Consider the following 22,425-nt stretch of genomic DNA (forward strand, 5'->3'; position numbering starts at 1 on the left):
TCGATTGAGGCCGGGCGCGCTTGGCCCGGCATAAATCCCTGCTCTGGTAGCTGCTACAGGTTGCGGGCGATGTTCAACGCAGCGTAACTCTGAGCTACCGGCATGATTTCCACCGAGTTGATGTTCACGTGCGGCGGCTGGCCTGCTATCCATACCACCGTGTTGGCCAGGTCCTCAGGGCGGATGGCCTCCACGTCGCGGTACAGGGCATTCACCGCGTCCTGGTCACCGGCCAGGCGTACCAGTGAAAACTCAGTGCCCGAGCACAGCCCCGGCTCAATATTGCTGACCCGCACCTTGGTGCCCGCAAGGTCTGCGCGCAGGTTAAGGCTGAATTGTTTAACGAAGGCCTTGCTGGCCCCATATACGTTGCCGCCCGGGTAGGGATACGTGCCGGCAATGGAGCCGATGTTGATGATCAGCCCGTTGTTAGCCTCCACCATGGCCGGCAGCAGCTTGTGGGTGACCATGGCCAGGCCGGTGACGTTCGTGGCAATCATGCGCTCCCAGTTCTTGGCATCGGCGCTTTGGGCGCGGTCGACACCCAGTGCCAGGCCAGCGTTGTTCACCAGCAGGTCTATGTGCAGTGCTGAGTCGCGAATTGATTCGCAAGCCGCGTCCAGCGAGGCGGCGTCTGTCACGTCCAGGGTCAGGGCAAGGAAGTGCTCGCCCAGTTCGTGCTCCAGTTCCGCCAACTTGTCTGCGCGGCGGGCGCCGCCGATCACGCGGTAGCCGTCAGCGATCAATGCACGACAGATGGCCTTGCCGAAGCCAGCGGAAGCACCGGTTACAAATGCAGTTTTCATCAGGTTCTCCTTGAAGGTTGAATCAAGCCAGGTACTTCACGCCAAGGCTGGCGAACAGGCAAAGCATCGAAAGCACCAGCACCTTGCGCACAACATCGTTACCTTTACGGATGGCCAGGGCGCTGCCTATGTGGTTGCCCAGGATGTTGCAGGCCACCAGTGGCAGGGCCAACAGGTACACCACCTTGCCGGCCATGATGAAGGCGACCAGAGCGCCAATGTTGGAGGCGAAGTTGAAGCTTTTGGAGTTGGCCGAGCTGGACACCAGGTCCATCTTCAGCAGGTAATGGAAGGCGATGATGAACATGCTGCCCGTGCCCGGCCCGAAAAAGCCGTCGTAGAAACCGATGACCAGGCAGGTCAGGGGCACCACGGTGAACAGCATGCGGTCGCTGAGTGTGTGCTCTTGTACCGGCCGGTCCTTGGGCGTGAGAAAGATCAAGATACCCACAGGGATAAGCGCCAGGATGATCTTGCCTACGGTTTCCTGGGCAATCGACACAATCAGGTGGGCGCCCAGGTAAGCGCCCAGCAGTGCGAACGGCACGCCCACCAACGCCACTTTCCACACCATCTTGCTGTTGGCTAAGAAGTTGCGGATGGCGGCCAGAGTGCCCAGGGTGCTGACCAGCTTTTCCTGGCCCAGCGCTACCTGCGGCGGCAGCCCCACCAGCAGGAAACCGGGCACCAAAAACAGCCCGCCGCCCCCGGCGATGCTATCTACGAAACCGGCGACAAAAGCGATTGCGCCCAACAGCATGATGGCCAGTATCCAGTGCTGGGCCCAGAACGATCCGAGTAATTCCATGGTAGTACCTGTCTAGTCAATGTGGTGGTCAGGAAAGAACTTCGTAAAGGTGATCGGCGCGGCTATGGCGCACACGGTTCAGGTCGTTGACCGCGAACAGACGGATCAGCCAGCGATCAGCGCCGTCGTTCTGCGGCTCGAAACCGTCGCGGGCGTGCAGCACGCGCTGGTTCTTGAAGATCATGAAGTCGCCGGGCAGCAGCAGGTGCGGCTCATCGAACTGGCGCGAGTCGAGCAGCGCTTTGAGTGTGTTCAGCGCGCACTCGCCTTTGAGGCTGGTCGCGTGGGTGTTCTCGCAGTCCATGCGGCACAGCCATTCGCCGCTCAGACCGCGCACCAGCACGGGCAGCTCGGCGGTCTTGCGACGGTTGCCGGTGAAGGAGTCGGGGCGATGAATCTCGAACTGTGGCGCGGTCAGTTCACTGACAGTGGCGGCGGGCAGTGCAGCCACCAGTTCATCAACATTGACCAGCGTCGTGTTGATGCGTGGGTCGCAGCGCATGCCGAAGAACGACAGGTATTCGGGACAGCAGGAGAGCGTGCCGACGTTTTCCGAAGATAGCGGCAGATCCGGGTTGTCGACGTGGTAGGAGAAGCGCAGGCGCGAACCGTGGGAGCTTTTCTGGCTGGAGGCGCTGCGCGACGGGATCACGTGGCGGAACAGGCGGCCGTCATTCTCGCCTTCGTACACCACCGGGTTAATACCGAGCAAACTGTGAATCGATAGGCTGACCAGGCACGCGACGGGTGTGCTGCGCGGGCTCAATACGCCGGAGTAGGGCGTTGGCGGTGTGTCACGATCACGAGGGCAGTTGCGGATGATCAGCGCGGTCAACTGCGGGTTGTCGACAAAGGAGCGGATCTGCCCGGTCAGTGTCGTGCCCAGCACGTCCTGCGCCTGTTCCTTGAGTTGGAAGTAGATGTCCCGGTTGTGTTCGAACTCAAGGGGTGTCTGATTCAACACCGTTTGCCAGGCGCTGGCTATAACCCAAGGCAGACGGATTTCCAGGGCGGTTGCTGCGTCGACTGCGGTCTTGAGCTGTGCGCTTTCCATTTCAGGTGCTGTTCCATATTTTGATGTGAATGAATAAGAATATTGATTCGGTGCAATCATTCTAATTCTTAAAAAACAATCGACTCAATATGTTTTTGAAACCTAAATTGACATCATTTCACTTGACTGATTCAACCTGATGATTTCATTGAATTTTCCGTGCGGTGAAATCTGCAGTCGCTGCCGTGGAGCTGCGCTCTCCCTCTGCAGTGGCGGGGATAAACAGTACAGGATCCGGCCGATCTGCCTTGCGGCGACGGTAAAAGTCCGGCGGGTTGGCCGAAAGAAAATTACATTTATTTAATCGATGTAATGTCTAAAATCGACTTATATTGAGTCGATTGTTTTGCGATTACGCTTATGGAGGGTTTCATGGTAGGATTTCGCGCTTCAGTTGTTTCTGGTGTCGTTCCTATGTGGGTTCCTGAATACAGCGGCCATGGCCAGCCGGTTTACTTGATGATCGCCGACGCACTGGCGCGTGATATCGCTTCCGGGCACCTGGCCGCAGGCGAGCGCCTGCCTACCCTCAAGGAGCTGGCTGAAGCGTTGAAAGTGACGCCGGGCACAATAGGCCGCGCCTACGACGAGGCGGCCAAGCGCGGCCTGGTGGTCGGGGAAGTGGGGCGGGGCACATTCGTGCTGCCGCCCCGCGGTGTCTTGGCACCAGTCAGGCCCGGCACTGCCTCCAAGGTAGATACCGGGCACATAGACCTGTCGATCATCAAGCCCTGCGACACCGGCATGAGCGACTGGCTGCGAGGGGCGATCGAGGAGTTGGCGCAGGCGCCCGAGTTGGGGGCGATCCTGGATTACGTCACCGACGGCGGCCATTCCGTGCACAAGGAAGCCGGGGCGTTGTGGGTGCAGCGCAGCCTGCCGGACGCCAACGCCCAACAGATAGTGTTGACGGCCGGTGCCCAACACGGCTTGCTGGTGGCCATCGGCGGCCTGTCCAGCGTCGGCGATATGATTCTGTGTGAGGAATACTGCTATCCAGGGATCATCTCCCTGGCCCACAGTCTGGGCCGTCGCCTGCAAGGCGTGCAGGTCGATGAGCACGGCCTGGTCCCGGCTGCGCTGCGGGCCGCGTGCGCCGAGCACCGGCCCACGCTGCTGGTGACGGTGACCACGCACCAGAACCCCACCAACTCGATCATGCCCGAATCGCGTCGCCTGGAAATCGCCGAGATCGCCCGCGAGTTTGACCTGTACATCATCGATGATGATATCTACGGCTTTCTTGAGACACGCCCCGTGCACAAGCCGTTGTCGGCCTATGCCCCGGAGCGCTCGGTCTACCTGACCAGCCTGTCCAAGAGTTTGCTGCCGGCCCTGCGCATCGGTTACCTGTACGCGCCGCCGCAAACCCTATCGCGGCTGTCGTCCATGGTGCGCAGCAGCGTGTGGATGCCGTCGCCGCTTATGGCCCAATTGGCCAGCAACCTGATCACCAGTGGCCGTGGGGCGCAATTGGTGCGGGTTCAACAGGAGGAAGCCGCGGAGCGCCAGCGGCTGGCACGGCAGCTACTGGGCTCGTACGACATTCGCACCCAACCCAACAGCTTCCATGTGTGGCTCGAATTGCCCGAGCCCTGGACCAGCGATGAGTTTGCCAACCTGGCGCGCGCCAACGGCGTGATCGTGGTCAGTGGCAGCCAGTTCCTGGCCCAGCGCAGCGCCAGCACCCGTGGGGTGCGCATCGCCCTGATGGGGCCTAGCCGTGCGGAGTTGGGGTTTGCGTTGACCAAGCTGGTCAGCCTGCTGGCGGCGCCGGAACCGCGGTTGTTTTATTGATTGTTGTGGAGGCGGTCAGCGGCAGGCATGAAGGCGAGTGTCTTGAGGTCTTTTGCGCTCTTAAGAGGGAGCGCCGCTCGCGCGGCGCTCCCCGGAGATTGCTTGGTGATGTGTGATAAGGCTTTGCTGCTTAAGCAGGGCCGTCCGTAAACCACCTCTTCAATGCGCATCCGCAGATGGCTGCTTCGGCGGCTGTACCTTGCGCATCAGCGGCACCAACAAAACAGCGACAACAAAGCACGCCATGATCATCAGGAACGCGTCCGCATAGGTCAGCGTCTGTGCTTCGCGCCACGTCAGCGCCCACAGCTGACGCAGCGCGAACTGGCTGGCGTCCAGGCTGTTTTGCCCGAGCACCTGGGCATTACCTGAAAGCTGGTCAAGCCACACATTCATGGATTCGTTCTGGATGTTCAAATGCTCGGCCAGGCGCAAAAAATGCAGGTTGGTACGGTCGTTGAGCACCGTGGCGCAGGCCGCGATGCCGATGGCGCCGCCCAGGTTGCGCATCAGGTTGAACAGCCCCGAGGCCAGCTTCAGCCGGTCGGGTGCCAGCGCGCCGAGGGTAAGCGTCACCACCGGCGGCACCGCCATTTGTTGGGCAAACCCGCGGATGGCTTGGGGCAGCAGCAACTCCTTGGCGCCCCAGTCGTGGGTGATGGGGGAGAAGTCCCACATCGACAGGGCGAACAGCGACAGCCCGAACATCAAAATCCAGCGCAAGTCGAAGCGGTTGGCCAGCACGGCATACACCGGGATCGCCAGCAACTGGAACACCCCCGTGGAAAACACCGCCAGGCCAATATCCAGCGACCCATACCCGCGCACCCGCCCGAGAAACAGCGGCGTGAGGTAGATGGTGGCGAAAATGCCGATGCCGGTGATGAACGAAAACAGGCAGCCCAGGGCGAAATTCCTGTCTCGAAGCGCGCGCAGGTCGACAATCGGCTCCTTGATTTCCAGGCAGCGCCAGATAAACAGCCCGCCGCTGATGGCGGCTATCCAGGCGGTGGTGGCGATGGTGCTGTCACTGAACCAGTTCCAGCGCGGGCCTTCTTCAAGGGTGTATTCCAGGCAGCCGAGAAACACCGCCATCAGGGCCATGCCGATGTAGTCGGCGCCCTTGAGTAATGACGGGTTGGGTCGGTCGACCTTGACCAGCATCGGCACCGCAAAGGTCACGAACAAACCGGGCAGCAGGTTGATGTAGAACAGCCAGTGCCAGGAGGAAATATCGGTGATCCAGCCACCCACGGCAGGGCCCAAAGTCGGCGCCAGGGATGCGATGGCGCCGATGGTGGAGGCGGCGATCACCCGTTGCTTGCCGTTGAAGTACATGAACGCAGTGGTGAACACCAACGGAATCATCGACCCCCCCAGAAACCCCTGCAAGGCGCGAAACGCGATCATGCTCTGGATGTTCCAGGCCAGCGCGCAGAGCAGGCTGGTCAAGGTAAAGCCGGCTGCGGACGCTGCGAACAGCCAGCGCGTGCTCATCACCCGCGAGAGCCAGCCTGACATGGGGATGACGATGATTTCGGCGATCAGGTAAGCGGTCTGCACCCACGCCGTATCGTCCGCACCGGCCGACAGCCCGCCGCCGATGTCCTTGAGCGAGGCGGACACGATCTGGATGTCGATCAAGGCGATGAACATGCCCACGCACATGGTGGCAAAGGCCGCGACCTTTTGCGCCGTGCTGAGGGCCGGCAACGGGCTGTTCATAGCTGGGCCTTGAGTGCGCTGGCCTGATCGTCGACCGCCTCCTGGGTGTTAACCTTGGCCATCACCGACAAGCCCGGGCGCAGGGCGCCAAACTCGGCGTCGTTGCTGTCGAGCCGCACGCGTACTGGCACGCGCTGCACGATCTTGGTGAAGTTGCCGGTGGCGTTTTCTGGCGGCAACACACTGAACTGCGCACCGGTGGCGGGAGCCAGGCTCTCGATGTGCCCGTGGAATTCACGGCCGGGGAGGATATCGGCGCGGATACTCACGCTTTGCCCAATCTGCAGGCGGCCTAATTGGTCTTCCTTGAAATTGGCGTCTACCCACAGCCCCTTCGCCGGCACCACCGAGATCAGTTGGCTGCCGGCCGCGGCGTAGGCACCGACCCTGGCGCGGCGGTTGCCCACATACCCGTCCACCGGGGCGCGCAGTTCGGTGTAGCTGATGTTCAGCTGTGCCTGGTCGCGTTCGGCTTGAGCCTGTTGCAGTGCAGCGCGGGCCTGGCCGCGCTGGGTTTCAATCACATCGATTTGCCGGTTTGCCGCCAGCAGCCCGGCTTGCGCCCGGGAGTGATCGGCGCGGGCGGTCTTCCACACGGCGCTGACCCGTTGCGCGCTTTCCACCGACACGGCCTGGCTGCGGACCAGGTTTTGGTAACGCGCCTGATCGTCGCCGGCCCTTTGCGCTTCGGCGTCGGTGGCGTCGATCTGCGCCTTGGCCTGGTTGATCACGGCCAGTTGCAGGTGTTCGGTGGCGTCCAGGTTGGCCAGGCTGGCTTGTTGCGCGGCCACGGCGCCATCGGCTTTGGCCAGGGCGGTGCGGTAGTCGCGCACGTCGATGCGCGCCAGCACGTCACCGGCGTGCACGAACTGGTTGTCCTGCACGGCCACTTCGCTGATATAGCCCGGCACCTTGGCGCTGATCACCGTCACATCCGCGCCCACGTAGGCGTCGTCGGTGTCTTCAACAAACCGGCTGACCAGCCACCAGTGGCTGGCGTACCACACGCCGCCCACCACGGCCAGGGTCAGCAGCCCCAGGCGCAGCACCTGTTTGCGCCGGGATGTTTTTGTGGGTTCGGGCACAGCGCTGACTTGAGCGTCCATGGCGAAATGACCTCATTGAGTATGAGTGGGGAAGGGGTTGGCCATGACCTGAAAGCTGGCTTTCTTCATGAGGGGGTCCGGGAACTGTTGCTAAATATTACGTGTGTAATATTGCACGGTAGGTTTCATAATGAAAGTGACCAGGGGAAAAATTATTTCAAACGCAAAAAAGCCCTGGCACGCAGGGCTTTTTCAGGGGGCGCGTGAGGCGCCAACGGACGGTCAGTCTCAAGACACCGTTATTTCTTCCCCGGCGCTGACCTTCGTCCGCGTTGCCCGCAGCGCCATCACCAGCGCCAATACCGGTGCCAGGGTAAACAGCGCGAACAACCAGCGCGCCGCATTGGCGATGCCGGCATTACCCGCCACATCATTGATGCCCGCCATGTTCGAGATCACGCCCGCCAGTGCCGCGCCCATCGCCATGGCAAACAGTTGCAGGGTGGTAATCGACGAAGCCGCGGTGTCTTTATCCTGTTCCGACGCCACTTGCAGGATGCGCGTCAGCAGATGCGGCCAGCCCAGGCCGATACCGAAACCCACCAGGAACAGCCCCAGGCAAATAGGTGCCAACAGTGTCCAGTCTCCGTGACCGGCGATTGGCGTGGTGATTGCCAGCATCACCAGTCCAGCCACGATAAACAGCGGCCCCGCGATGATGGCGCGGTGCGGACCACGGCCTGTCCATCCCGAGCTGATGATTTCCGATACGGTCCATCCGGCGGCCATCAACGCGGCCATGTAACCGGCAACCAGCGGCGACTGGCCATGCAAGTGCTGTAGAAAATACGGCATGAAAATCTCGCTGCTCATGCCGATCACCAACAAACACGTGGTCGCATAAAGCGCGCAGAGCGGGGTGCTGAACTTCAACGCATCCCTGGGCAAAAGACGCACCGTGGCGTTGGACTCCTTGCGGATCAGCAGCCACACCAGCACGGCACAGGTCGCGATGCCCAGCAGGTTCCAGCTCGGCAGCGACGAGACGCTGCCCGCACACACCGCCAACACCGCGCCGGCCAACAGCACCAACTGCGGCACCGGCAAACGCGCAGTGGCGGTCGCGGCGGTGTCGCGCGAGGGCAACGCACGGCGGGTGAGCACCATGTACGCCAGGCTTACCGGCACCATCGCGCCGAAGGCGAAACGCCAGGCGTCCATCTCGGCGAACACGCCACCCACTGCTGGCCCGACCAGCGTCGCTACGCCCCACATGCCGGACACCAGCGCCATTGCGCGCGGCCACAGACGTTCTTCGAACACCAGTTGGATCATCGAGTAACACAACGCCAGCAGGACCCCGCCGCCCAAGCCCTGGATGGAGCGCCCGGCAAGCATCACCGGCATGCTCGGTGCCAAGGCGCAGATCAGCACGCCGACCATGAACACCATTGTGGCCACGGCATACGCCAGCCGCGGGCCGGTGCGTTGCAACAGCTTGGAAGTGAGGGCTGAACCGAGGATAGAGGCCACTACGTACAGCGTGGTGCTCCAGGCATAGAGCTCCAGGCCGCCGATTTCTGCGACCACTGATGGCAGGATGGTGGTGGCGATGTAGGTGTTGGTGGCGTAGAGCGCTATGCCGCCTGAGAGCGCGATGGAGCGGGAGGCGTTCTTGCCTCGGAGCAACTCGCCCCAACTGCTGTCTTGGGTTTGCATCAACGATTCCTTGTAATGCGTTCGCGGTGTGGGGCACGGCGAATGGCATGGACGTCGGGCTTGGGGTAATTAACCAAGCAATTGCTTTTAATATTGCGGCGAAGGTGATTATTTTGCAAGAAATGACTTGGCGTATGGTGGAGCACCATTGCCGGATCTGCGCAGCGACCAACGCGTGCCAGGGCTTTCGCTGGCAATCATTTCGCGCCAGACTTATGCGCATTCATCGCCCCACGGGTAGCCACCATGATCTCCCACGTGTTTTTAGGTACAGGTGATTTTGAGCGTGCCTTTGCTTTCTATTCGAAGGTGATGGCCGACTTGGGCCTCACGTTGAAATTTTGCGACGCCGGTAAACCGTGGGCCGGGTGGGTTGCGAAAACTGCACCTCGGCCAATCTTCGTCATTGGAGCGCCTTTTGATGGCAACCCAAGTGCACCCGGGAATGGGCAGATGGTAGCGCTACTTGCGCCTAGTCGGGAGGCGGTTAGAAGAAGCCATGCGACAGCGCTGGCGCTCGGCGGGGTATGCGAAGGAGAGCCTGGATTAAGGCCTCACTACCACCCCGACTATTACGGCGCGTACTTTCGAGACCTGGATGGCAACAAGCTGTGTGTGTGCTGCCATGATCCGGTAGCGGATTAGTCGGGGCTTGGGTGATCGTGGTCTGACCCTACTCTTTAAAAAATGACGCTGGAGGGCGTTAATTTTCGCAAGTGGCGTTCCGTAGGTCGTGCCACATATGCACTTTCGAAACGAATTGCTGCCCTACGGCTACCGCCAAAGGTTCTATCCCAAATGGCTGGAATCCCATTCGCTCATAGAGCCCTTGTGCGCCTCGATTACCTTCGGTGACGGTGAGTTGAACGAGCAAAAGCTGAGACTGGGATTTCGCATAGGCCAGGACGCTACACAGCAGCTTATATCCGATGCCTTTCTCTCGGTGAGCGAGTGGAACGTACATTCCGAAGAGCGTGGATTTGTGGCTGGCCTTTTTTCTTCTATCAACAGAAAGTCCGGCGACACCAAGTAATTGCCCACCCTCAAACGCAGCGAATACCACATCGGCAGCGTCAGTTCCGCTATCAAGCCTTTTCTCCCACCACTCGATGGGCAATGCTTCGCGCTCACCAACATCAGAAGTAAAAGCGTCGGGATGAAGGCGATACGCTTCAAGCATTAGCATTCGATAAGACGAGGCATAGTCTGGGGTCAGTCGTTGAATTACGGTCGTCATCGAAGTCACATTCCATGGTTGTACACGGATTATTTGCTTTTTGGTCCCAACGCGACACGGACGCAGATGCTTGCGTTTTTCAACAGAATCGACCCAAAGCCATCCCTCAATAAGTTTCGTGAGTACCCGCTGCTAAAATTGCCGAGTCGCTGCAGCAACCCGGCGACTGACGCAACTGTAGGCAATGGAGCAAGGCGCCTTACGGCTTGCTATACGCCATGTACTCATTCTGCAAAACAATGTGGTCTGCCACATACTTCGCATCGTGCCAAACCCCATAGATGAACGAAGACGCGCGGTTCACCAGGTTCGGCAAACCCAAGAAGTAAATCCCACTCTCCGCCGAAATCCCGCGCTTATGGAAAGGCTCGCCTTTCTCGTCAAACGCTTTCACCTTCAGCCAGCTGAAATCGAAACTGAAACCCGTGGCCCACAGAATCGTAGTCACACCGGCCTCAGCCAAATCCAGGCTCAGGATCGGGTTCACAAGGCATTCCGGGTCCGCCAGCAATTCCCACGCTTCAGGCTCCGGCGCGAATGGCAGCCCGTTCTGCTCGATATAGGCGTCGGCATCGCGCAACACATCAAAGTAGGCACGGTCACCTTCCGCCACGTTGGCCGCCAGGCCAGGCTCAAATTCCATCACGCCTTCATCCCACGCCCGGGTCACCCCCACCAGCGTAATGCCCATGTGCGCCAGGCGGCGGAAGTCGACGGTCTTGCCGCCTTCATACCCACTGACCGCAAACGCCACATGCTTCTTCTTCGGCTGGATTTTGACTTCATCCCACAAGCCCAGCGCGCCCAGCCACCAGCAGTAATCCCGGCCACGATACGAGCGAGGAGGGCGATAGTGTTCGCCCACCGAGAGGTACACGGTCTTGCCGGCCTTTTGCAGTTCTTCGGCAATCTGCGAACCCGATGCACCAGCCCCTACCACCAACACAGCGCCCTCAGCTAACTGGCCGGGGTTCTTGTAGGCAGAGGAGTGAAGCTGCTGCACCTTCGCGTGTTCCGGCACCAGATTCGGGATGGACGGCCGTTGGAAAGGCCCCGTCGCCGCCACCACGTTAGCGGCCTCGATCACGCCCGCCGAGGTGGTCACCTTGAACCCGGGCCGACCTGTGTGGCGCTCCACTTGCTGCACCTCAACGCCGGTGCGCACCGGCGCCTTCAGCATGTGCACGTACTCTTCAAAGTACGCCGCCATGCGCTCTTTCGGCGGGAAGCTCTCGGGGGAAATACCCTCGAATTTCAGGCCCGGAAAACGGTCATGCCAGGCCGGGCCATTGGCGACCAGCGAGTCCCAGCGTTCCGACCGCCAGCGCTCGGCAATGCGGTTGCGCTCCAGCACGATGTGCGGCACGCCCATGAGTGAGAGATGCTCGCTCATGGCGACCCCCGCCTGGCCTGCGCCGACCACCAGGGTGTTGATTTTTTCAACTGACATGTGAGCTTCCTAAAGATAAGCGACCATCGACAGGTGCCAGTGTGATCAAGCGCCAGCCACTCGGAAATTATGCTTTTTGAACGTAGAGGTTAGGCAAAACCAAAGCGCTTCAATCGGCCTCCAACAGCTCGGCCACGGCCGTCAGGGCCAGGCGATAGCCCAGCGCGCCGAGGCCTGCGATCACGCCGGTGGCGGCTTTGGACACATAGGAGTGATGACGGAAAGGCTCGCGCTTCCAGATGTTGCTCATGTGCACTTCGATGATCGCGCCGTCGAACGCCAGCAGCGCATCCAGGATCGGCACCGAGCTGTAGGTCAGGCCGGCGGCGTTGATGATGATCGCGTCGGCGTGGAGCCGAGCCTCCTGAATCCAGTCCACCAGCACGCCTTCGTGGTTGCTCTGGCGAAACTCCAGGGTCAGGCCCAGTTCAGTGGCGTGGCGCTGGCAGCGTGCTTCGATGCTGGCGAAACTTTCGCTGCCGTAGGTGCCGGCTTTGTCCAGCCCGTACAGGTTGGCGTTGGGGCCGTTGAGGAAATACACAGTGCGGGGCATGGGAAACTCCAGGTCGTCAGGTTTGCTGGCCAGGGTTCCAGTCATCCGGCACCACGGCAATCACATCGATTTCCATCAGCCACTCCGGCTGACCCAGGCCCGAAATCACCAGGCCGGTGGAGATCGGGAACACGCCCTTGAGCCATTTGCCGACCTCCTGGTACACCGGCTCGCGGTAGCGCGGGTCGATCAGGTAGGTGGTGGTCTTCACGATGTGCGACAGGTCGGAGCCGGCCTCTTCAAGCAGTTGCTTGACGTTTTTCATCGCCTGCTCGGCTTGCGCGCGTGGGTCGCCGAGGCCGATCAGGTTGCCTTCAAAATCGGTACCGATCTGGCCACGTACATAAATGGTGTTGCCAGCGCGTACGGCCTGGCACAGGTCGTTGTCCAGCGACTGGTTCGGGTAGGTCTGCTTGGTGTTGAACATGCGGATACGGGTATGGGTGGGCATTGCTGGCAACTCTTGGGGAGCGGAATAAATCCAGCTTCACATTGGCCCCGCTCGCGCGAAACCAGCATTTGCGCGAGGTAATGCTTAGGCAAAACCGAAGCGCCGTAGCCAAGCGCCGGCGTAAGGCCAAAACAGCACCCGGCATGAACCATGCACGGTGTGGTTGAGGCAGTCGACGCCAGCTCGGCGTCAGCTCATTGATGATGTGGAGGCGTGATGCTCAGTCGTATTACCCAGCGCCAACTGGAATATTTCGTGGCTTCCGGTGAGGCAGGCAGCATCAGTGCGGCGTCTGAACGCATTCATGTGTCATCGCCCTCTATCTCGGCGGCGATCACCCATATGGAGGCCGAGCTGGGCATCCAGCTGTTTGTTCGTCACCACGCCCAGGGCATTTCCCTCACGGCGGTGGGGCGCCAGGTGATGCAAGAGGCCAAGCTGATCCTGGAGCAGATGACCAACCTCTACACCATCGCTTCCGAGTCGCTGAACACCGTCCGCGGCCCGCTGCGGGTGGGTTGCCTGGAATGGCTGGCGCCGATGATTACTCCCGAATTGGTATTCGGTTTTGGCCGGGCGTTTCCAGGCGTGCGTATCACGCAAGTGGAGGGTAACCACGAGGAACTGCTGGAAAAACTGCGCAGCGCCGAGATCGATATCGCCCTGACCTACGACCTGGTGACCAGCGAAGACATCGACTTCCAGCCGCTGGCGCAACTGCCGCCGTATGTGATGGTGGGTGAGTACCACCCGCTGGCAAGTCTGTCGGCGGTGAGCATGCTCGACCTTGAGGATTACCCGGTGGTGCTGCTGGACACGCCCTGGAGCCGGGAATACTTCCTCAGCTTCTTTATGCAGGCGGGCACCACGCCGAACATCATCATGCGCTCCAGCAACCTTGAAACGGTGCGCTCGATGGTCGCCAACGGCATCGGCTATTCCTTCGCGAATGCCCGGCCCAAAGCCAACCTTTCCCAGGACGGCAAGCGCTTGATCCGCTTGCGGTTGTCCGGGCCGCACCGGCCCATGCAGCTGGGTTATGCCACGGCCAGCAATACCCAATTGTCTCGCGTGGTGTCGGCCTTTGCCGAGCGTTGCCGCATGTTTGTTTCAGACCAGTACATCCCGGGTATGGCGGCCCCCAGCTTTTTCGATGCCCATGCGGTGCGCGCCGTCGTGTAGGCGCTGGCTTGCCTGCGAGGGTCGTTAACGATGACGTTGGCATCCTGGATGAACGCGGCGCCCTCAGGTTTTTCGCTGGCAAGCCAGCTCCTGCAGGTAGGGCGTGCTCGCAATGCACCAAAAGGTTGCGCCGGCTTCACTGTGGGCGTGGTCCCGCCCCAAAAGGAGACATGCTGTTTTGACTGTCCAGTCGTCACCCAGGGAACGGTGACGCTGCGTAGGTTCTCCCTACCCAATAGGCCGGCTTTTACGAATTGACCCCAAGTGCCTCCTCCCACGAATCTCAGTCCATCGGTGCAGATCAGGGTTCGACCTTCACGTTGAGCATTCGGTGGGCATTTTCATTTTTTTGTCGAGCACAGTGACGATGACGTTCAACTGGAATTACATGTTTGGTTTGCTGGCCGATGCCGAGTTCTGGCGGGCGACATGGACGGTCATCCAACTCAGTTCATTGACATGGGTCCTGAGTATCGCGCTGGGCTTCCTGCTGGCCCTGGCCAAGCAGTCAAAACATGCGCTGATCAGTTTGCCGGCGCGCGGCTACATCTGGTTGTTCCGCAGCCTGCCGCTGCTGGTGCTGCTGATCTTCATCTACAACCTGCCGCAGGCGATTCCCGCCACTTCAGTGATTCTGGCGGATCCGTTCTGGGCCGGCTTGCTGGCCCTGGTGATTTGCGAAACCGCCTATGTCGCCGAGATTCACCGCGGCGGCCTGTTGTCGATTCCCAAAGGGCAGGGCGAAGCCGCCCGGGCACTGGGGCTGAAGTTTTTCGGGATTCAGTGGCGGGTGGTGATTCCGCAGGCATTGCGGGTGGCGCTGCCGTCGCTGGCCAACGAATACATCTCTATCGTCAAGCTCACTTCATTGGTGTCGGTGATCTCGTTGACCGAGATTCTGATGGTCGGCCAGCGGCTGTATTCGCAGAACTTCCTGGTGATCGAGACGATGGCGGCGGTGGCGTTTTTCTACGTGTTTATCGTCACGGTGTTCGACTTTCTGCTCAAGCGCCTGGAGCGTTTTCTCGACGTCAACCAACGCAACGTTTCCCGGGTTCCCGATGCAGAAGTACTGGCGCTGGCGACCCAACAGCGTGTCGCCTTGCAACGCCCGGTGAGCACTGAAGGTCCGGCGCTACAGGCTTCCCGGCTGCACAAAGCCTACAACGACGTGGAGGTGCTGGGCTCGGTCAACCTGCAGATCCAGCCCGGTGAAGTGGTGTCGGTGATCGGGCCTTCCGGCTCCGGCAAAACCACCTTGATTCGCCTGCTCAACGGCCTTGAGCAGTTGGATAACGGCGAGATCAAAATCAACGGCCAACCCTTCATTCACCTGAACAAAGTCGGCGCGCAAAAGCCGCAGTACGTAGAGCACGCCGAGCATCGCCTGAACATCGGCATGGTGTTCCAGAGCTTCAACTTGTTCCCGCATTTGAGCGTGCTCGACAACCTGCTGATGGCGCCGAAGTACCACCGCCTCGGGCGTGTCGAGGAGCTGAAACAACAGGCCTACGCGCTGTTGCACAAGGTCGGCATGCTCGACCACGCCTGGAAGTATCCGCACCAGCTTTCCGGTGGCCAGCAGCAGCGCGTGGCCATCGCCCGCGCCCTGATGATGCGCCCGCAAATCATGCTGTTTGACGAGCCCACCTCGGCGCTCGACCCGGAAAAAGTCAACGAAGTACTGCAAGTCATCGAAGCCCTGGCCCAGGAGGGCATCACCATGGTGATCGTGACCCACGAGATGAATTTCGCGTTCAAGGTCTCCGACCGGATCGTGTTCATGGAGAAGGGCCGGGTGGTGTGCGATGACACACCGCAGGCGCTGCGCAGCGGCGAAAACCCACGCGTAGAGGCGTTCCTCAAAGACGTCTCGCTGGCGTGACCCCCTTAACGTTCGAGCGACAAGAGAGCAACAACATGATCGGGCAAGCGCAAATTGAACAGTTTCATCGTGACGGTTTTTTGGTGGTGCAAGACGTGCTGTCGGCTGAAGAAGTGGCCGCGTTGCAGCACGACTTCGACCAGTGGGTAGAAGACAGCCGTGGTCACGACCAGGGCTGGGGCGAAACGGTGGATGGTCGTGCGCGTTTCGACCTGGAGGGCGACCATCGCCCGGATCATCCCTCGCTGCGCCGGGTGAGTTCGCCCACCGAGATTTCGCCGGCATACCAGCGCGTGGCGCTGCAATCGCGGATGGCGGCGATCTCCGCGCAACTGATCGGGGCCGGCGGTACGCGCTTTCATCACAGCAAGATCAACTCGAAATTGCCGCACACCGCAACGCAGGTTAAGTGGCACCAGGACTTCCTGTTCACGCCCCACAGCAACGACGACATCGTCACGGCCCTGCTGATGGTCAGCGAAGTCACGCCGCAAAATGGCCCGCTGAATGTGATTCCCGGCAGCCACAAAGGCCCGCTGTGGTCGCACTGGCACGATCAGCGTTTCACCGGCTCGGTGGACGACGCGGTGGTCGACGACCTGTGCCAGAACCCGGTCGCCTGTTATGGCCCGGCCGGCTCGGTGTGCTTCATGCACACCCGTCTTTTGCATGCTTCAAGCCCTAACGAGACCGAACTGCCGCGCACCTTGTTCATCAGCGTCTACGCCGCTGAAGACGCGCTGCCATTCGGCGAAAACCCGCTGCCCTGCGCACACGCCGGCCTGATGGTGGCCGGTGAAGAAAGTGGCTTGGTGCGCTCCACGCAAAACCATATGCGCTTGCCGCAGAAGCCCCGTGGCGCCTCTTTCTTTGTGCAACAGGCCGGCCAAGACTCCGCCACTGCCTAACCTCCTTCTCACCTAGCAGGGAATTACCATGACAGCGTTTCACATGATTGCTCGCCCTATTGCCGTGTGCCTGCTGGGCGCTGCGGTTGCAATGACGTCGTTGGCGGCTTCGGCTTTCCAGAAAGACGGGAAAATTGTCGCCGGTTCCGATATGACGTTTTTTCCCTATGAGTACATGGATAACAACAAGCCCGCAGGCTTCGATATTGAGTTCATGGACGGCCTGGCCAAGACCATGGGCCGCACTGTCGAGACCCTCGACACGCGCTTTCCCAACCTGATCACCGGCTTGCAGGCGGGGCGGTTCGACGTGACCAACTCCTCGATGTACATCACCGCCGAACGGGTGAAAGTCATCGACATGATCCCGTACCTCAAGAGCGGTGAATCGATCCTCACCCTTAAGGGCAGCGAGTTCCAGCCCAAGACGCCGGAAGAGTTCTGTGGCCACAAGATCGGCTCAATGGGGGCCACCTCCTGGCTGGCGCAGATGCACAAGCTGTCGGATGAGTATTGCGTGAAGAAAGGCCTGAAGCCGATCGCGATCAGCGAGTACAGCACCGACCCACAAACCACCCAGGCCTTGCTGGCCCATGCCGTTGAGGCGCAGATCACCGACGCCGCCGTAGCCCGTGGCGCAGTCGACAAGCTGGGCGGCCGTGTGGTGATTTCTTCCGACACCTTGATCTACCCGGTGCTGAACGGCTTCGGTGTGAAGAAGGGCAATGACGAAGTCAAAAACGCCTTAATCGAAGGCATCAAGAAATTCAGCGCAACCCCTGAATATGCCGCCTTGCTCAAGAAATACAACTTCCAGGCGCCTACCGATGCCGACATCGCCGAGCTGATGCCGAAGTCTTGATCGAGCCTTTAGCGTGCGCCGCACCCGGGTGCGGCCACGCCCTGCGGAGAAAGCTACATGGCGTTATCACTTGAAGAGCAAACGCGCATCGACCTGGCGGCAACCTTCCGCATCGTTGCGCACCTGAGCATGCATGAGGCGGTGGCCAACCATTTCAGCGCGGCAGTGTCGGCCGACGGCAAACAGTTTTTGCTCAACCCGAAGTGGAAGCACTTCTCGCGTATCCGTGCCAGTGACCTGTTGCTGTTGAACGCCGACGACGCCTCAGGCGCCGATCATCCGGACGTGGATTCCACCGCCTGGTCGATCCACGGGCAGATTCACCGGTTGTTGCCGCAAACCCGCGCCGTGCTGCACCTGCACCCGGTGTACACCACGGCGGTTGCTTGCCTGGCCAAGCCGCACATTCCGCCGATCGACCAGAACACCGCGCGCTATTTCAATCGCGTGGCGGTGGACGAGCTGTACGGCGGCATGGCCGACACCGAAGCCGAAGGCGAGCGCCTGGCCGGGTTGCTGGACGGCAAGAGCCGCTTGTTGATGGGCAACCATGGGGTGATGGTCACGGCCACTTCCATCGGTGAGGCATTCGACGATATCTGGACCCTGGAACGCGCCTGCCAGATCCTGGTGACGGCGTGGTCCACCGGCCAACCGCTGCGGGTACTGTCTGACGAAGTGGCCGAAAAAACTGCGCGGGGCTGGGAAGGCATCACGGATTTCTCGCAACGGCATTTTGAAGAAATGAAGCAGTTGATGATCGACGCCGACCCTTGGTTGCTCGACTGATTTGACCCCTCACAGGCAGGAATTCCCATGACCTTTTCGGTTGTCGCCCGCTGTGCCGAAACCGGCCAGCTGGGTATCGCTATCAGCTCGTCGAGCATTGCCGTGGGTGCCCGTTGCCCCTGGTTGCGCCCGGGCGTGGGCGCGGTGGCGTCGCAAAACATCACCTTGCCGGCACTCGGCCCGCAAAGCCTGGATCTGTTGGCCAAAGGCATGGCGCCGAGTGAGGCACTGGCCAGCGTGCTCACCCCGCAAAACCACAGTGAGTATCGCCAGGTGACGGCCATCGATAGCGCTGGCAGAACCGCACACTTCAGCGGCGCGCACACCCTGGGCATTCACCACGCGGTCAGCGGGGAGCAATGCGTGGCGGCGGGGAACATGCTGGCCGATACCGGCGTGATCGACGCCATGGTGCGCGCCTTTGAAGGCACGCCTGGGCACCTCGCCGACCGACTGCTCGCCGCCATGCAAGCGGGTGTGGCTGGCGGCGGCGAGGCCGGGCCGGTGCATTCTGCCGCGCTGGTGGTGGTCGGCGACCACCTGTGGCCTATCGTCAATCTGCGGGTGGACTGGGCCGATGAAGACCCGATCGGCGCCCTCGAGCAACTCTGGCAGGCCTATCGCGGGCAAATGCAGGACTACATCGACCGCGCCATCAACCCGCAATTTGCCCCAGGTTATGCGGTGCCGGGAGATGACCGATGAGCCAGAGCCGTGACCTGCTGGCGCAACTGGTCCGCTTCGACACCACCAGTCGCGAATCGAACCTGGCGCTGATCGACTTCGTACGCAACTACTTGCAGCAACACGGCGTGAGCTGTGAGCTGTTGTTCAACGAGCAGAAGAGCAAGGCCAATCTGTTGGCGACCCTAGGCCCGGCGGATGTGCCGGGCATCGTGCTGTCTGGCCACACCGACGTGGTGCCCGTGGATGGGCAGCGCTGGAGCGTTGCGCCGTTTGAGCTGACCGAGAAGGACGGTAAGTTGTACGGCCGTGGCACCGCCGACATGAAAGGCTACATTGCCTGTGTGCTGGCCAGCGTGCCGGCGCTGGTGCAGGCGCCGTTGCGCATGCCGGTGCATATCGCGCTGTCTTACGATGAGGAAGTGGGCTGCCTGGGCGTGCGTTCGCTGATCGAGGCATTCCATGCAAAACCCGTCAAACCGCTGCTGTGCGTGATCGGGGAACCGACCGAACTCAAACCGGTGCTCGGCCACAAGGGAAAACTGGCAATGCGTTGCGAAGTGCATGGCGTGGCGTGCCATTCGGCGTATGCGCCGTCGGGTGTGAACGCCATCGAATACGCGGCGCGGTTGATCACCGAACTGGGCCGGCTGGGTGAAGAACTCAAGGCGCCGCAACACCAGAACGCGAGTTTTGATCCACCGTTTTCCACCGTGCAAACCGGGATGATCGCGGGTGGCAAGGCGCTGAATATCGTGCCGCAAAACTGCAGCTTCGACTTTGAAGTGCGCTCGCTGCCCGCGCAGAACCCCTGGCACGTCGCGGACCAATTGCGCGGTTACGCCGAGCACACGTTGTTGCCTGCGATGCAGGCGGTCAGTGCGCAGTGCGCGATCAACTTCAGTGAGCTGTCGAGCTACCCGGGGTTGTCGACCTCGGTGCAGAGCCAGGCAGTTGAATGGGTCGCCGGCTTCTGCGGCTCGCAGGAATACGGCACGGTGGCGTTCGGCAGCGAAGGCGGGCTGTTTGACCAGGCGGGCATTCCCACCGTGGTGTGTGGGCCAGGCAGCATGGAGCAGGGGCACAAGCCTGATGAGTTCGTCAGCGTTGCGCAGCTTGAGGCCTGTGACCAGATGCTGGAGAAGGTATTGGCATTTGTGAGCGCGTGAGAGTCGCCTACGGTTACAGTTCATCCGTAGGCACTGAGTTATTTCGCCCCATTTTTGTGCGTGCCTTACTGAGTGGTGAGTGACGCGCCGCGTATCTGTGGGCCCGACAACAGCGGTCCGTTTCTTGCTAGAGCCAGCTTAATCAATGACATGGCATTTTGCCGTCAATCATTTCAAAGCTTGATTCGCCGCTGAGGCGAGTGGTTCTAGGAGTCGTCGGACATGCAAAGCCTTTTGTCGCCAGGAATCCGCCTGCTCGGACGTTTCGGATTTGCGCGCAAGTTTCAGATACTGTTTTTTCTGTTCATGCTGCCCCTGGCGGGCAGCCTGTGGATGATCGCGCACGACTACCGCACCAAGCTGACGGTGATTTCCAATGAGCAATCCGGTGTGCGCGAACTGCTGGCGCTGGATGCCCTGGACGCCCAACTGACCGCACAGCGCAACTTGGCCGCGCGCTGGAAAGCCGCCGATATCCTCCATGACCAGACACCCGCCGCCAAAGCTGCAATGACCGCGGTCGATACCAATTTCCCGCTGATCCTGCAAAGCGTGCAGGCCCTGGGCGAGGCCCTGAAAACCCAGAACGCCAGCGCCGACACCCTCGCGCGCTTCAATGCATTGCAGGCCTCGGTCACGGGCATGGACTCGCCCTCCCTGCGTACCGTGGGTTGGTGGCCGGATGGCTACGACCGCTTCACGTCTGCGCTGAGCGCGATGCAAACCCTGCGCGAGCAGATCACCATGGACGCCGGTTTGATCCTCGATCCATGGCTTGAAACCTACCTGCTGATGCAGATTTCCACCCAGCAAACCCCCGACCTGATCGAGCGTATCGGGCGTATGGCGAGCGTGGGGCAGTCGTCCATCGCCTCGGGGCAGTTCACCCTGCAAAGTCGTTTGCAGATGCGCGACCTGCGCGGGCGTATCGGCGATGCAAGGGACCAGTTGGTCAAGGCCACCGCGACGCTCAAGGGCAAGCAATACCCCGGGCTGCAACCCTGGATCGCGCAATACGACGACAGTTTGCAACGGCTGGACAACGAGCTCAAAGCCTTGGACGACGGTGTGTTCGGCGGCACCATCAAGCTCGATACCACCGGCTTCGAGCGCAGTGTCGACGGCATGCTCGGCACCCTGGGCGCGTTGCGCAACCAGTCGCTGACCTCGCTGGATGCCCGCTTGAGTTACTACCGCGACAGCTCCCTCAAGGAATTCGTCCCGGTGGCGGTGACGTTCAGCGTTTTAGCATTGGCGGCCCTGTATCTGTTTGTGTGCTTGCAGGCATCGATCCGCCGCAGTGCCAGCGGCATCACCACGCTTGCCGAATCCCTGCGTGACGGCAATCTGTGTGTGGAGGTGGCGGTAGAAGGGCGCGACGAACTGGCGGCCATCAGCACCGCGCTCAACGTGGCCGTGGTGCAATTGCGCACCAGCCTGTTGGGTGTGAATCACGAAACGCAGCAGTTGGGTTCTGCGGTACTGACGCTCAATTCGCAATCGGGCAGCACGCTGACCGAAGTGGAAGACCAGCAACAGCAAATCAGCCAGATCGCAGCGGCCGCCACGCAGTTGGCCGCGACCTCCATGGGCGTTGCCAAAAGCTGCGAGCAAGCCTCCGGCAGCGCGCAGAAAACCAGGCAGATCGCCGAGGACAGCAGCCGCGACAGCCAGCGCACCACCGCCAGTATTCAGCAACTTAACCAGCGCTTGACCGACACCGCCGATGCTTTGGAGCGCGTCAGCCAGCAGGGGCAGCAGATCCAGTCGGTGGTCGACACCATTCGCGGTATCGCCGAGCAGACCAACCTGCTGGCGCTTAACGCCGCCATCGAGGCCGCGCGGGCCGGTGAGCAGGGTAGGGGGTTTGCGGTGGTGGCCGATGAAGTGCGCAGCCTGTCGCAACGCACCCAGGCCTCCACGGCGCAGATCGCCGGGACGGTAGACAGTTTGCGCTCCACGGTAAGCCAGGCGGTCACCCTGATGGGCGCTGCGTGTGAGCAGGCGGTTACTGATGCCGAGTCTGTCACCGGCTTGGGCTATCGGCTGGGCGAGATCGCCAGCGCGGTGCAGAGCGTCACCGATACCTTGGCGCAGATTGCCACGGCCGTTGAGGAGCAGGCGGCGACGGCGGATGAAGTGAGCGGCAATATCCAGCAGGTTGATCAGGCGGCAGGGCGTTTGCTTGAGGGCGCGCGGGCGGTGAATCAGGCGGCGGATACCTTGAGCAAAGGCAGTCGCGCATTGAGCGACAATACCGCGCGGTTTCAATTGGGGTGACGGGGTGCCAACTGGGCAGG

General features: G+C 60.9%; 20 protein-coding genes. 10 read left to right on the forward strand and 10 right to left on the reverse strand.

Annotation, left to right across the window (positions count from 1 at the left end; genetic code table 11):
* Nucleotides 1-53: 53 nt before the first annotated feature.
* From CEC48_RS21975 to CEC48_RS21985, 3 genes are read right to left on the reverse strand one after another with little or no spacing between them, the layout of a single operon-like run.
* A complete protein-coding gene (locus CEC48_RS21975; protein ID WP_088425659.1) occupies nucleotides 54-806 on the reverse strand; it encodes an SDR family NAD(P)-dependent oxidoreductase in 753 nt (250 codons plus the stop codon).
* A 22-nt stretch (nucleotides 807-828) separates the two neighbouring features.
* Entirely contained in the window at nucleotides 829-1,614 is a 786-nt protein-coding gene (locus CEC48_RS21980; RefSeq protein WP_088425660.1) for a TSUP family transporter, read from the reverse strand.
* A 28-nt stretch (nucleotides 1,615-1,642) separates the two neighbouring features.
* Nucleotides 1,643-2,668 carry a TauD/TfdA family dioxygenase gene (locus tag CEC48_RS21985; RefSeq protein ID WP_088425661.1) on the reverse strand — a complete coding sequence of 342 codons (1,026 nt, stop codon included), beginning with the start codon at nucleotides 2,666-2,668 and terminating at the stop codon, nucleotides 1,643-1,645.
* 414 nt (nucleotides 2,669-3,082) lie between these two features.
* Here CEC48_RS21985 and CEC48_RS21990 point away from each other — a divergent pair, with 414 nt between their 5' ends.
* On the forward strand, nucleotides 3,083-4,465 hold the full coding sequence (locus CEC48_RS21990) for a PLP-dependent aminotransferase family protein (protein WP_088425662.1): 1,383 nt from the start codon (nucleotides 3,083-3,085) through the stop codon (nucleotides 4,463-4,465).
* A gap of 159 nt (nucleotides 4,466-4,624) precedes the next feature.
* Here the strand turns inward: CEC48_RS21990 and CEC48_RS21995 are convergent, their stop codons facing one another.
* The 3 genes from CEC48_RS21995 to CEC48_RS22005 all read right to left on the reverse strand — a co-directional run bounded on the left by CEC48_RS21995 (nucleotide 4,625) and on the right by CEC48_RS22005 (nucleotide 8,955).
* Nucleotides 4,625-6,190, reverse strand: coding sequence for a DHA2 family efflux MFS transporter permease subunit (locus CEC48_RS21995; RefSeq protein ID WP_088425663.1), 1,566 nt, complete (start codon nucleotides 6,188-6,190; stop codon nucleotides 4,625-4,627).
* The gene (locus CEC48_RS22000) at nucleotides 6,187-7,296 is read right to left on the reverse strand and encodes an HlyD family secretion protein (protein ID WP_088425664.1); all 1,110 of its coding nucleotides are present in this window, start codon (nucleotides 7,294-7,296) and stop codon (nucleotides 6,187-6,189) included. Before CEC48_RS22000 ends, CEC48_RS21995 begins: the two co-directional genes overlap by 4 nt.
* A 228-nt stretch (nucleotides 7,297-7,524) precedes the next feature.
* Nucleotides 7,525-8,955 carry an MFS transporter gene (locus tag CEC48_RS22005; RefSeq protein WP_088425665.1) on the reverse strand — a complete coding sequence of 477 codons (1,431 nt, stop codon included), beginning with the start codon at nucleotides 8,953-8,955 and terminating at the stop codon, nucleotides 7,525-7,527.
* A 246-nt stretch (nucleotides 8,956-9,201) separates the two neighbouring features.
* On the opposite strand from CEC48_RS22005, the gene CEC48_RS22010 reads away from it, so the two are divergent.
* Nucleotides 9,202-9,600, forward strand: a complete 399-nt coding sequence (locus CEC48_RS22010) for a VOC family protein (protein ID WP_088425666.1) — start codon at nucleotides 9,202-9,204, stop codon at nucleotides 9,598-9,600.
* 58 nt (nucleotides 9,601-9,658) lie between these two features.
* Here CEC48_RS22010 and CEC48_RS22015 read toward each other — a convergent pair whose 3' ends face one another.
* The 4 genes from CEC48_RS22015 to CEC48_RS22030 all read right to left on the reverse strand — a co-directional run bounded on the left by CEC48_RS22015 (nucleotide 9,659) and on the right by CEC48_RS22030 (nucleotide 12,646).
* Nucleotides 9,659-10,192 carry a GNAT family N-acetyltransferase gene (locus CEC48_RS22015; protein WP_088425667.1) on the reverse strand — a complete coding sequence of 178 codons (534 nt, stop codon included), beginning with the start codon at nucleotides 10,190-10,192 and terminating at the stop codon, nucleotides 9,659-9,661.
* Nucleotides 10,193-10,391: 199 nt separating this feature from the next.
* On the reverse strand, nucleotides 10,392-11,642 hold the full coding sequence (locus CEC48_RS22020) for an NAD(P)/FAD-dependent oxidoreductase (RefSeq protein WP_088425668.1): 1,251 nt from the start codon (nucleotides 11,640-11,642) through the stop codon (nucleotides 10,392-10,394).
* A 109-nt stretch (nucleotides 11,643-11,751) separates the two neighbouring features.
* Entirely contained in the window at nucleotides 11,752-12,195 is a 444-nt protein-coding gene (locus tag CEC48_RS22025; protein WP_088425695.1) for a type II 3-dehydroquinate dehydratase, read from the reverse strand.
* Between the two features lie 16 nt (nucleotides 12,196-12,211).
* Nucleotides 12,212-12,646: a RidA family protein gene (locus tag CEC48_RS22030; RefSeq protein WP_088425669.1), complete on the reverse strand. Its 435-nt coding sequence runs from the start codon at nucleotides 12,644-12,646 to the stop codon at nucleotides 12,212-12,214.
* A gap of 216 nt (nucleotides 12,647-12,862) precedes the next feature.
* Between CEC48_RS22030 and CEC48_RS22035 the strand changes: the two genes are divergently transcribed.
* The 8 genes from CEC48_RS22035 (at nucleotide 12,863) to CEC48_RS22070 (ending at nucleotide 22,405) form a co-directional block, all read left to right on the forward strand.
* The gene (locus CEC48_RS22035) at nucleotides 12,863-13,828 is read left to right on the forward strand and encodes a LysR family transcriptional regulator (RefSeq protein WP_088425670.1); all 966 of its coding nucleotides are present in this window, start codon (nucleotides 12,863-12,865) and stop codon (nucleotides 13,826-13,828) included.
* A 367-nt stretch (nucleotides 13,829-14,195) separates the two neighbouring features.
* Nucleotides 14,196-15,713, forward strand: a complete 1,518-nt coding sequence (locus tag CEC48_RS22040; protein ID WP_088425696.1) for an amino acid ABC transporter permease/ATP-binding protein — start codon at nucleotides 14,196-14,198, stop codon at nucleotides 15,711-15,713.
* 35 nt (nucleotides 15,714-15,748) lie between these two features.
* Complete coding sequence (locus CEC48_RS22045) at nucleotides 15,749-16,621, forward strand: phytanoyl-CoA dioxygenase family protein (protein ID WP_088425671.1); 873 nt, start codon at nucleotides 15,749-15,751, stop codon at nucleotides 16,619-16,621.
* Nucleotides 16,622-16,649: 28 nt separating this feature from the next.
* Nucleotides 16,650-17,483 carry an ABC transporter substrate-binding protein gene (locus CEC48_RS22050; RefSeq protein WP_088425672.1) on the forward strand — a complete coding sequence of 278 codons (834 nt, stop codon included), beginning with the start codon at nucleotides 16,650-16,652 and terminating at the stop codon, nucleotides 17,481-17,483.
* A gap of 57 nt (nucleotides 17,484-17,540) precedes the next feature.
* Entirely contained in the window at nucleotides 17,541-18,272 is a 732-nt protein-coding gene (locus tag CEC48_RS22055) for a class II aldolase and adducin N-terminal domain-containing protein (RefSeq protein WP_088425673.1), read from the forward strand.
* Nucleotides 18,273-18,299: 27 nt separating this feature from the next.
* Nucleotides 18,300-18,977, forward strand: a complete 678-nt coding sequence (locus CEC48_RS22060; protein WP_088425674.1) for a DUF1028 domain-containing protein — start codon at nucleotides 18,300-18,302, stop codon at nucleotides 18,975-18,977.
* Nucleotides 18,974-20,125 (forward strand): acetylornithine deacetylase, encoded by a 1,152-nt coding sequence (argE, locus tag CEC48_RS22065; RefSeq protein WP_088425675.1) that lies wholly within the window; start codon nucleotides 18,974-18,976, stop codon nucleotides 20,123-20,125. The genes CEC48_RS22060 and argE overlap by 4 nt, the downstream gene beginning before the upstream one ends.
* Before the next feature lie 222 nt (nucleotides 20,126-20,347).
* Nucleotides 20,348-22,405: a methyl-accepting chemotaxis protein gene (locus tag CEC48_RS22070; protein ID WP_088425676.1), complete on the forward strand. Its 2,058-nt coding sequence runs from the start codon at nucleotides 20,348-20,350 to the stop codon at nucleotides 22,403-22,405.
* Nucleotides 22,406-22,425 lie beyond the last annotated feature (20 nt).

The sequence above is a fragment of the Pseudomonas sp. K2I15 genome (genome assembly GCF_002204795.1).
Classification (GTDB): Bacteria; Pseudomonadota; Gammaproteobacteria; order Pseudomonadales; family Pseudomonadaceae; genus Aquipseudomonas.